At 70.8% G+C, this 8108-nt stretch carries 10 protein-coding genes; 5 read left to right on the top strand and 5 right to left on the bottom strand.

The features are described from left to right. Nucleotides 1-219: 219 nt before the first annotated feature. Genes AB0B48_RS30500 through AB0B48_RS30485 form a run of 4 tightly spaced genes read right to left on the bottom strand, consistent with a single transcriptional unit; the run spans nucleotide 220 to nucleotide 2060 of the window. Complete coding sequence (locus AB0B48_RS30500) at nucleotides 220-363, bottom strand: GPGG-motif small membrane protein (RefSeq protein WP_007464364.1); 144 nt, start codon at nucleotides 361-363, stop codon at nucleotides 220-222. Continuing rightward, nucleotides 354-1130: a metallophosphoesterase gene (locus AB0B48_RS30495; protein ID WP_112621865.1), complete on the bottom strand. Its 777-nt coding sequence runs from the start codon at nucleotides 1128-1130 to the stop codon at nucleotides 354-356. Before AB0B48_RS30495 ends, AB0B48_RS30500 begins: the two co-directional genes overlap by 10 nt. Before the next feature lie 10 nt (nucleotides 1131-1140). After that, nucleotides 1141-1416, bottom strand: a complete 276-nt coding sequence (locus tag AB0B48_RS30490; RefSeq protein ID WP_355008963.1) for a hypothetical protein — start codon at nucleotides 1414-1416, stop codon at nucleotides 1141-1143. After that, nucleotides 1413-2060 (bottom strand): nucleotidyltransferase, encoded by a 648-nt coding sequence (locus AB0B48_RS30485; RefSeq protein WP_355008962.1) that lies wholly within the window; start codon nucleotides 2058-2060, stop codon nucleotides 1413-1415. Before AB0B48_RS30485 ends, AB0B48_RS30490 begins: the two co-directional genes overlap by 4 nt. Nucleotides 2061-2179: 119 nt before the next feature. Here AB0B48_RS30485 and AB0B48_RS30480 point away from each other — a divergent pair, with 119 nt between their 5' ends. Next, entirely contained in the window at nucleotides 2180-2848 is a 669-nt protein-coding gene (locus AB0B48_RS30480) for a thymidylate kinase (protein WP_357207553.1), read from the top strand. Here AB0B48_RS30480 and AB0B48_RS30475 read toward each other — a convergent pair. After that, nucleotides 2833-3525 (bottom strand): SDR family NAD(P)-dependent oxidoreductase, encoded by a 693-nt coding sequence (locus tag AB0B48_RS30475; RefSeq protein WP_357207548.1) that lies wholly within the window; start codon nucleotides 3523-3525, stop codon nucleotides 2833-2835. The genes AB0B48_RS30480 and AB0B48_RS30475 overlap by 16 nt on opposite strands. A 157-nt stretch (nucleotides 3526-3682) precedes the next feature. On the opposite strand from AB0B48_RS30475, the gene AB0B48_RS30470 reads away from it, so the two are divergent. The 4 genes from AB0B48_RS30470 (at nucleotide 3683) to AB0B48_RS30455 (ending at nucleotide 8001) form a co-directional block, all read left to right on the top strand. Then, complete coding sequence (locus tag AB0B48_RS30470) at nucleotides 3683-4699, top strand: NAD-dependent epimerase/dehydratase family protein (protein ID WP_357207545.1); 1017 nt, start codon at nucleotides 3683-3685, stop codon at nucleotides 4697-4699. A 75-nt stretch (nucleotides 4700-4774) separates the two neighbouring features. Then, nucleotides 4775-5689 carry a MurR/RpiR family transcriptional regulator gene (locus AB0B48_RS30465; RefSeq protein WP_355008959.1) on the top strand — a complete coding sequence of 305 codons (915 nt, stop codon included), beginning with the start codon at nucleotides 4775-4777 and terminating at the stop codon, nucleotides 5687-5689. Further along, entirely contained in the window at nucleotides 5686-6627 is a 942-nt protein-coding gene (gene murQ, locus AB0B48_RS30460) for an N-acetylmuramic acid 6-phosphate etherase (protein ID WP_355008958.1), read from the top strand. The genes AB0B48_RS30465 and murQ overlap by 4 nt, the downstream gene beginning before the upstream one ends. 384 nt (nucleotides 6628-7011) lie before the next feature. Beyond that, nucleotides 7012-8001 (top strand): sigma-70 family RNA polymerase sigma factor, encoded by a 990-nt coding sequence (locus AB0B48_RS30455; RefSeq protein WP_355008957.1) that lies wholly within the window; start codon nucleotides 7012-7014, stop codon nucleotides 7999-8001. Nucleotides 8002-8108 lie beyond the last annotated feature (107 nt).

Below are 8108 nucleotides of genomic sequence, written 5' to 3'. Positions count from 1 at the left end.
GGCTGCATCAGCCGCCGGGCACCGGCCGGGTGTCCACGCCCGCGTCCCGGCGACTCGACTGGCTGAGCGGGATGTCCCGCTGGCCGAGCGGAAGGGCGGTTCACCGCGGGCCGGCAGCCACAAAAAAGCGCCGGGATCGCCGCGGCCGGTGCTTCTGTCGGGAGGACGAAGCTCCGGTCGCGGCGACCCCGACGGGTCCCGGTGTTAGAGGTACGAGCGCTAATTGAAGATGCTGACACCACCCGGGCCGACCAACAGCCCGACGACGATGAGGACGATGCCCCACAGGATCTGCCGGCGGAACAGCGCGAGGATGCCGGCGACCACGAGTACGACTGCGAGAATCCAGAGAATCAGCTCCATGACCTCTGACTACCCGACTGGCCGATCGGGGAAACCTGGTCGGTGTCGAGTTGATCGCCGACATGAAAGACGCTGTACGCCTGCTTGATCACCGGGTGCGCGACGTTGCGGACGCGTACCCCGCCGGGGGTCGTGCCGCGCTCGGTGCCGGCGTGCGCGTGCCCGTGCACGGCCAGCGCCGTGGGCGCCGAGTCGATCGCCTGCCCCAGCTGGTACGACCCCAGGAAGGGGTAGATCTCCAACGGCTCGCCGGCGAGCGTGTCCGGCACCGGCGAGTAGTGGGTGAGCGCGACCAGCATGTCGCAGTCCAGCGAGCGCAGCGCCGCACCGAGACGGTCGGCGCTCTCGGTGGTGGTCCGTACGAAGGCCTTCATCTCCGGCTCGCCGAAGTCGCTGGCGCACCGCCCGGCGAACCCGCCGCCGAAGCCCTTGACGCCGGCGATGCCGAGCCGGCCACCCGCGCAGTCCAGCACGACGCCGTTGCCCTCCAGCACCGTGATGCCCGCGTCCTCCAGCACCTTGACCACCTGTGGCACCTGGTCACACTGGTGGTCGTGGTTGCCGAGCACTGTCACCACCGGTACGGCCAAGCCGCCGAACTCCTCCGCCACGCAGCGCGCCTCGGCCTCGGTGCCGTGCCGGGTCAGGTCCCCGGCCAACAGCAGCACGTCGGCGCACTCCGGCAGTTCCTCCAGCGCCGGTCGGAACCGGCCGACCACGTCCTCGTCCAGATGCACGTCGCCCACAGCGGCAATCCGGATCACCATGGAACCTCCCTCAGGGCAGTTGCTCGATCTCCGTGGGCGCTTGGGCGCGGATCACCCCGATGTCGCTGGTGACAGGCACGTCCGGGAAGCGCTCGGACACCCGACGCAGGATCTCGTCCCGTCGGTGCGGACTCTCCACCTCGCCGTAGAGCACGAGGGCGCGTTCCCGTCGAACCACTGTGATCCCCTGTTCGGCGACGGCGGGGTCCTCGACGAGCAGCCGTTGGATCTCCGCCTCGACGTACTCGTCAGGTGGCCCGGTGTCGATGTCGCGATGGTGGGTCACGATGTCCCCTCTCCTGGCTGGGTGCCGGCGGCCGACACCACCTCCAGCCGGTCCAGCAGCACCAGGAACGCCTCGGCGTACGGCGAGTGCTGCGTCTCCTTGCGTACCCGTTCCCAGTCGATCTGCTCCCGCAGTGAGCGGGCCAGCGGCAGACCGCGGGCGAAGTCGCAGTAGTGCTGGGAGAAGCTGAGCAGTTTGTGCACCATCAGCTGGGTCGCGGACAGCACCGGCATGCGAATCGCGTCCACCGGTCGGACGACGGTGTCGGCGAACGTCTCCTCGGTGACCGGAGTCTCGATCGGCCGGTGGATCAGGTCCACCATCCGGCCGTCGTCGAAGACCTTCACCAGCCAGTCCTCCGGCGGACGCTCCGCGACGAAACCGGCGGCCACCAGGGCCTCCAGTGCCTCTTCCACGTCGGCCTCCCGGATCAGGAAGTCGACGTCGTGATCGCTGGAGTGCCCCCCGTGGGCGTAGACCGCGAAGCTGCCGCCCAGGGCGAACGGAATCTCGGACTGCTTGAGCACGGCGGCGACCTTCTTGAGGGTGTGCACCAGACTCTCGTCTCCGCGCTCAGCCATCTGGTTCCTCCGTCGTCGTGTTGGTGGACCGGCGGTTGGATTTCGAACTCCGGTACCCGGCATTCCGTTCGTCCACACCTGCTGGTGTCTCGGTCGGGCGTGAACAGGGATGAAGCACCACAAACCTCGCGGACCATGTGCGTGGGTCGGATAACCTGTGGAGGGTGGCCAGATCATCGGGGATGCGACGACGCAAGGCCCGATTGCGCACTGTCGCCCTGATCGGGATCGACGGTTCGGGTAAGACCACGCAGGCACACCGGCTGGCCGACGCGCTGACCGCCGCCGGGCGCCCCGCCACCTACCGCCGCAACGCCAGTGGCCGCCGCTGGCTCGGCCGGATCGCCAAACGCCTCGGTCGGCCGGACGCACAGCGGCTCGTCGGTCGCGACGGTGTGCTGGCAGTGGAGTCGGTACTGCGCTGGCTGGCCATCGCCATCGCCCTGATCAGCTGTCTGCTCACCGGCCGGACGGCGGTCATGGACCGCTACTCGGCCTGCCAGTACGCGAGCATCCGGGCGCACGGCGGGCAGCGCTGGGAGCGGCTCGCCCGGGCCGGCTACCGGCTGTTCCCGACCCCGCAGGTGACCTTCCTGCTCGCCGTCGACCCGGCGGAGGCGTACCGGCGTATCGAGGAACGCGGCACCGACCACGAGACGATGGGATGGTTGACCGCCGCCGACACCGCCTACCGGGCACTGCCCGAGTACCCCACCTTCGTGCTGGTGGACGCGGGCCGCCCGGCCGAGGAGGTGACCGAGCAGATCCAGGCGCATCTGGAGACCTGGCTACCGCCGTCCGCCCCGGGCGGAGAGGACCTCGGCCCGGTGGTGGCTCAGGCCCGCCCGTAGACCGGCACTGTGGCACCACTGGTCGGGGCGGAGTCCGCCGACGCGAGGAACCGGATCACCGGCGCGATCTCTGCCGGGGTGACCCAGCGGGAATGGTCGGCGTCGGGCTGGGCCGCCCGGTTCGCCGGGGTGTCGATGACGCTGGGCAGCACCGTGTTGCAACGGACGTTCTGCGAGCGGTACTCCACCGCTACCGCGTTGGCGAAGGCCAGCACCGCCGCCTTGGCCGTCGAGTAGCCGGCCGCGCCGCGGAACGGGGTGACCGCCGCGCGAGCCGAGACGCAGACAACCGCGCCGCCGCCGGACTCCACCAGGTGCGGGAGCGCGGCCTGGGTGACCAGATAGGTCGGCCGCAGGTTGACGGTGAGCATCCGCTCGAACTCCTCGACCGGGGTCTCGTGCACCAACCCGCCGCTGGCGTACCCACCGACGAGGTTGACCACCGCGCGCAGCGGCGCCGCCGGGTCGCCGGTCGCGGCCTCGACCGCCTGCGCCGCGCCCGCCGGCTCGCCCAGGTCCGCGACAACGCGGACCAGTCCGGCCATCGCCGGCTCCGACCCGGGCCGGGCTTTCCGCTCCGGTACGACCACCCGCCAGCCCGCCTCGACGAACGCGGTGACGACCGCCCCGCCGAGCCCGCCGGAACCCCCGGTCACCAACACGCTGCGCTCTCCCATAAGCCCCACGCTAGTGCCCCGCCCCCTTCGAGCCCTTCCGTCGATCATGAAGTTGTTGCCGTGACACGCCGATCCGAGGGGCAACAACTTCATGATCGCGGTCTGCCGTCGGCAGATTGGCTGGGATGTCCGGACCTCGGGGGCGCAGGATCGGCGGATGCGGATCCTCATTCTCGGTGGCACCAGGTTCCTCGGTCGGGCCACGGCGCAGCTTGCCGTCGAACAGGGTCACGATGTGACCTGCGCCGCCCGGGGCGTGTCCGGCGCGGTGCCGGCCGGGGCGCGGTTCGTGGCGGCCGACCGGGATGATCCCGAGTCGCTCGTCCCGCTCGCCGCCGCGGGCTTCGACGCCGTGGTCGACGTGACCCGCCAGATCAGCCACGCCCGGCACGCGCTCGCCGCGCTCGCCGACCATGTCGGCCACTGGTCGTTCGTGTCGACGATCTCGGTGTACGCGGACTACACCACCCCGGGCCAGACCGCTGCGGACGCGCCGATCCTGGCGCCCGCCCCGCCGGACGTGGACGGTCCCATCGGCCCGGACCACCGCTGGTACGGCGAGTGCAAGGTGAGCATCGAGGAGCTGGTCCGGGAGCGGGTGGGCGTGGACCGTTCGTTCATCTGCCGGGCGGGGCTGATCGTCGGCGCGGAGGATCCGAGCGACCGTTTCCCGTACTGGGTGCGGCGGCTGTCGGCCGGTGGCGAGGTGCTGGCCCCCGGGCGCCCGACCGATCGGGTGCAGTTCGTGGACGTCGCCGATCTGGCGCGTTGGTTGCTGCACGCCGCCGGCACCGGCCTCGGCGGCACGTACGACGGCTCCGGTCCGGCGATGTCCCGGGCCGACCTGTTGGCCGGAGTGGCCGCCGGGCTGGGCGTCCCCGATCCGGTCCTCACCTGGGTCGACCAGGAGTTCCTGCTGTCCCACGACGTACGCGAGTGGTCGGGGGAGCGGGCGTTGCCGCTCTGGGTGCGACTGCCGGAGACCGCCGGCCTGATGGACCGGGACGTCCGGCCGGCCCTGGACGCCGGTCTGACCGTCCGTCCGCTGGCCGATACCGTTCGGGCGACGGCGTCGTGGATGGCCGCACACCCGGCGGCCGTCCGGCAGGGTGGACTCGACCCGGCGGATGAGGCGGCGATCCTGGGGAAGTGGCAGGCTGTGCGGGACCGGTGATCCCGGCGATCGAAGTTTCCCCCATGTCGGACAGTCATAGTTGACGCTCACGCTTGGTGAAAGTAAGTTTCATCCGTGGCGAAGAGTCCGAAGATTTCTGCGAGTCACGAGCCCGGTGGGCTGATCGTCCACATCAGCGGGCTGTTGCCATCGCTGTCGCCCGCCGAGCAGCGGGTCGCCCGGCTGGTCGTCTCCGACCCGGCGGCCGCCGCCCGGCGGACAATCACCGACCTCGCCACCGCAGCCGAGACTTCCGAGGCGACGGTCATCCGGTTCTGCCGTTCGGTGGGCATGGACGGTTACCCCCAACTGCGCATCCGCCTCGCTGCCGAGGCCGCCCGCCGGATCGAACCACCGGACGCCCGCGTCGTCGGCGGCGACATCCCGCCCGGTGCCGACCTCGCCCAGATCATCGCCACCATCGCGTTCAACGACGCCCGCGCCGTCGAGGAGACCGCCGAGCAACTCGACCCCGCCGTCTGCGAGCAGGTGGTCGAGGCGATCAGCGGTGCCGCTCGGATCGACATCTACGGCGCCGGCGCCAGCGGGTTCGTCGCCTCGGACTTCCAGCAGAAGCTGCACCGCATCGGCCGGATCGCCTTCTACTTCCCGGACGTGCACACCGCGCTGACCTCGGCCGCCCTCCTGGGCCGGGGAGACGTGGCGATCGGCATCTCGCACACCGGCACCACCTCCGACGTGATCGAGGTGCTGGAGCAGGCCCGTACCCGCGGTGCCGTGACAGTGGCGCTGACCAACTTCCCGCGCTCGCCGATCACCGACGTGGCGGACTTCGTGTTGACCACGGCGGCCCGGGAGACCACCTACCGCTCCGGCGCGACGGCCAGCCGGCTGGCCCAGCTCACAGTGGTCGACTGCCTCTTCGTCGGGGTGGCCGCCCGCAACCGCGCCCGGGCCCGCAAGGCCCTGGAGGCGACCGCCGAGGCGGTCCAGTCGCACCGGGTGGGTGCCAACCGGAGGCGGGCATGACGGCCGGTGCGGAGATGCCCGCACGGCCCGCTCGCCCCACGGTCCGGGTGGGTGCCCCCACCGAACGACGTAACCCGCTCAGCGTCGACCTCGACCTGATGTCGACGCGGGACGTGCTCACCGTGATCAACGAGGCGGACCGACGGGTGCCCGCAGCGGTCGCCGCGGTGCTCGACGAGATCGCCACCACCGTCGACCTGGCTGTCGCGGCGCTACGCGGCGGTCACCGGGTGCACTACTTCGGGGCCGGCACCTCCGGCCGTCTGGGCGTGCTCGACGCGGCCGAACTGGCCCCCACCTTCAACTCGCCCCGACACTGGTTCTGCGCACACCTCGCGGGAGGCCCGGACGCCATGTGGCGGGCCGTCGAGGACGCCGAGGACGACGACCGGGGCGGCGCGGTCGAATCGGCCAGTTGTGTACGGGCCGGGGACCTGGTGGTCGGTCTGGCGGCCAGCGGGCGCACCCCGTACGTCCTCGGGGCGCTGTCCGCAGCCCGCGCCAAGGGCGCCTCGACGGTGCTGCTCTGCGCCAATCCGGAGGCGGAGGCCGCCCGGTCGGTCGACGTGTTCATCGGGGTGGACACCGGACCCGAGGTGGTCACCGGGTCGACCCGGATGAAGGCGGGCACAGCGCAGAAACTGGTGCTCAACACGTTCTCGACCGCCGTCATGGTGCGTCTGGGCCGGGTCTACTCGAACCTCATGATCGATATGGTGGCCACCAACGCGAAACTTCGCGGACGAATGATCTCGATTCTGGTCGAGGCCACCGGTTGCTCCGAGGAGCTTTCCCAGCAGGCCCTCACCGAGGCCGACGGGGACCTGAAGACGGCGCTCGTCGCCCTCGTCTCGGGTGCCGAGATCGACGCTGCCCGGGCCGCGCTGGCCCGCTCGGCCGACCAGGTGCGCGGCGCCCTCGCCCTGCTCGCCTCATAGCGCCCCCGTCCCGTCCCCCGGGAAGCGAACGGGCCCTCGGATTGTTCATCTGGCCGGAGGGTAATAACACCCCCGTGAATGAACCGACCGGCTCACCGGTGCGTATCTGGCAGTGACCAGGATCGCATCCTGGTGGTGACCCGGGTCGCTGTGCCCCCACGGCGGGTGGTGTTGCCATGGTGCGGTAAACCCGTACGTGGTGCCCAGTGGCGAGCCACCCGATGGGGTGCTGACAGCAAACATGGATCGTGCTCTCAGCTACTACTCAGGCATTCGTGACACTTTCGACTCACGACGAGGAATCCCCGACACGTCTCATCTGTTGTGTAGGTGTCAGCACCGATGGGCACAGCAGAAGTTACCAGGGGCTGACAGGTGTGGGGAATGGCAAGGAACCGGGCAACCGGCGCGAGCGAGGGGACCGTGGGCAACGTGGACAAGAACATCGGCATGCGAACCGATCAGGTCGCCGAGGAACGCGACCTGGTGGGCGTCTACCTGCACGAGATCTCCCGGACGCCACTGCTGGACGCCGCCCGGGAGGTAGAGCTCTCCAAGGCGATCGAGGCCGGCCTCTACGCTGAGCACCTGCTCGGCGAGGAGACCGTCCGCGCCGGTGTCGACCGGGCCGACCTGGAGTGGCTGGTCGTCGAGGGCGAGCGGGCGAAGGACCTCTTCATCCGCGCCAACCTCCGACTGGTCGTGTCGATCGCCCGGCGCTACGTGCGCTCGGGCATGCCCATGCTGGACCTGATCCAGGAGGGCAACACCGGCCTCGTCCGGGCGGTCGAGAAGTTCGACTACGAGCGCGGCTACAAGTTCTCCACCTACGCCACCTGGTGGATCCGCCAGGCGATCAGCCGGGCGATCGCCCAGCAGGAGCGCACCGTGCGTCTGCCGGTGCACCTGGTGGAGGACGTCAACCGGATGCGCAACGTGGCGCGGCAGCTGACCCGTGAGTTGGGCAGCGACCCGGAGCCGGAGCAGATCGCGGCATCCCTCGGCGTCACCGTCGAGCGGGTGAACGAGTTGCGCCGCTGGTCGCAGGACACCGTTTCGCTGGACACCCCGGTCGGCGACGACGGCGACACCAGCCTCGGCGACCTGGTCGCCGACAGTGACGCGCCGTCGCCGGAGGACATCGTCCTCAGCGGTCTGGAGCGGCAGCGCATCGAGGGGCTGCTCAACCACCTCGACGACCGGTCGGCCGGCATCATGCGGGCCCGCTACGGGCTGGAGGACGGTCGGGAGCACTCGCTCACCGAGGTCGCGTCCCGGTTCTCGCTGTCCCGCGAGCGGATCCGGCAACTGGAGATCCAGGCCCTCGGCCGGCTCCGTGAGCTGGCCCGGGCGGAGGGGCTGCAGGCGGCCTGACCTGGTAGTATTGACGGCGCGCGGGCGGGGGCGGGTGGGGGGTGGGCGGGCGGTGGGCGGGCTTGTGCGGGGGGGGGGAGGGCGCGGGCGGCGGCGGGCGGCGCGGG

Origin of the sequence: Micromonospora sp. NPDC049089 (genome assembly GCF_040648775.1) — a bacterium.
GTDB lineage: Bacteria > Actinomycetota > Actinomycetes > Mycobacteriales > Micromonosporaceae > Micromonospora.
The sequence above is the reverse complement of the archived record's forward strand: the minus strand, read 5'-3'. Positions and strand labels throughout refer to the sequence as shown.

Bases quoted from the DNA above. Each gene is read 5' to 3' on its own strand.
- AB0B48_RS30500 (WP_007464364.1), bottom strand. From the start codon at position 363: ATGGAGCTGATTCTCTGGATTCTCGCAGTCGTACTCGTGGTCGCCGGC.
- AB0B48_RS30495 (WP_112621865.1), bottom strand. From the start codon at position 1,130: ATGGTGATCCGGATTGCCGCTGTGGGCGACGTGCATCTGGACGAGGAC.
- AB0B48_RS30485 (WP_355008962.1), bottom strand. From the start codon at position 2,060: ATGCCGGGTACCGGAGTTCGAAATCCAACCGCCGGTCCACCAACACGA.
- AB0B48_RS30480 (WP_357207553.1), top strand. From the start codon at position 2,180: ATGCGACGACGCAAGGCCCGATTGCGCACTGTCGCCCTGATCGGGATC.
- AB0B48_RS30475 (WP_357207548.1), bottom strand. From the start codon at position 3,525: ATGGGAGAGCGCAGCGTGTTGGTGACCGGGGGTTCCGGCGGGCTCGGC.
- AB0B48_RS30470 (WP_357207545.1), top strand. From the start codon at position 3,683: ATGCGGATCCTCATTCTCGGTGGCACCAGGTTCCTCGGTCGGGCCACG.
- murQ (WP_355008958.1), top strand. From the start codon at position 5,686: ATGACGGCCGGTGCGGAGATGCCCGCACGGCCCGCTCGCCCCACGGTC.
- AB0B48_RS30455 (WP_355008957.1), top strand. From the start codon at position 7,012: ATGGCAAGGAACCGGGCAACCGGCGCGAGCGAGGGGACCGTGGGCAAC.